Origin of the sequence: uncultured Shewanella sp., from assembly GCF_947501665.1 — a bacterium.
In the GTDB taxonomy this organism is placed as follows: domain Bacteria; phylum Pseudomonadota; class Gammaproteobacteria; order Enterobacterales; family Shewanellaceae; genus Shewanella.
Genome location: NZ_CANMWS010000072.1, coordinates 1 through 1325, shown reverse-complemented (window position 1 = coordinate 1325; position 1325 = coordinate 1). Strand labels below are relative to the sequence as shown.

Here is a 1325-nt window from a genome sequence, read left to right as displayed (position 1 = left end):
GAATTACCACCCAATTGAAAAAAGTGGGAATCGGATTCAATAACGGTATCTTCACCCAAAACTTGTTTCCAAATACCTGCAATTAACTGTTCTTTTTCTGTTAGCTTTCGCGTCATACCCGTTTTCTGCCAGCCATAGAAGTAGGCTAATAATGCACGCCTGTCTAATTTACCATTGGCAGTAATAGGCATATTAGGTACAGCCAGCACAACCTTTGGTAGCTGATAACTCGGCAATATTTCTGATAGCGCAGTAACAAGAAATTTTAGCTCAAACACTGACGCCTTTGCTTCATTTTGTTCAGTTAATAAAACAAAACTGACTAAACTTTTGGTTTCACCTGTTTCAATGACTAAAGTTTCTGCTCTTTGCACACTTGAATGGGCTAATAAACTCTGATTAATCCCTGTAAGCTCAATTCTAAAACCATTGATTTTTACTTGAGCATCCCGTCGTCCTAAAAACCTCACTTGCTCTTCATTATCAAGGTAACCTAAATCACCCGTTCGATAAGCTCTGAACCTACCTTCAGGAAGCTCCAGTGATATAAAACATCCCGCCTCTAAATCCGCATCTAAATATCGACCAGCAAGACCCAACCCCGTAACGACTATTTCGCCAATACAGCCAGGAGCAACCGGCATCTGCTTCGAGTTTAAAATAAATACCCCCGTCCCATTTATCGGCCGACCAATTGGCAGAGCTTCGCTCACATTCCAATGTTTAGGGATAGGGAAACAACACGTAAAAGTGGTGTTTTCTGTTGGACCATAGCCATTAACTACTTTTATATTAGGCACCGCTCGATACACTCGAGAAACATGTTGCGGCGACACCACATCTCCTCCTACCAATAATTGCTCCAAACCCACGAAACTTTTCTCATCAATTTCAACTAACGTGTGAAATAACGCGGCAGTAAGCCAAACAGTATTGACACCTTGATGTTCAATCCCCTGTTGTAATTTATTTGTATCTATTGGCAAGAGCGACATATAAACCTCCCCACCATTTAAAAGCGGTCCCCAAAATTCCAATGTAAAAGCATCGAAATCCGTAGCAGAGGCACAAAGCATGGTGGTTTGCTCGTTCAATACAATATAATTAGTCCGTTTGACTAAACGATGAACCCCTTGATGCAAGCATTCTATCCCCTTCACTTTACCCGTCGTTCCGGAAGAAAAATTGATATAAAGTGGACTTTCTCCAGATAGATTAACGTTCACCTCGAGGGCACTTTGAACATTTAATAGGGTTTTTATCGAATAGAACTTCACTTCTTTACTGTTTAAGGGCTGACCTATGCAGAGGCTCAAGCCACTCTG

1 protein-coding gene is annotated in these 1325 nt (G+C 41.3%); it reads right to left on the bottom strand.

The features are described 5' to 3' along the window. On the bottom strand, positions 1–1325 hold a 1325-nt coding region (locus Q0976_RS23935), incomplete at both ends, for an AMP-binding protein (RefSeq protein WP_299497373.1).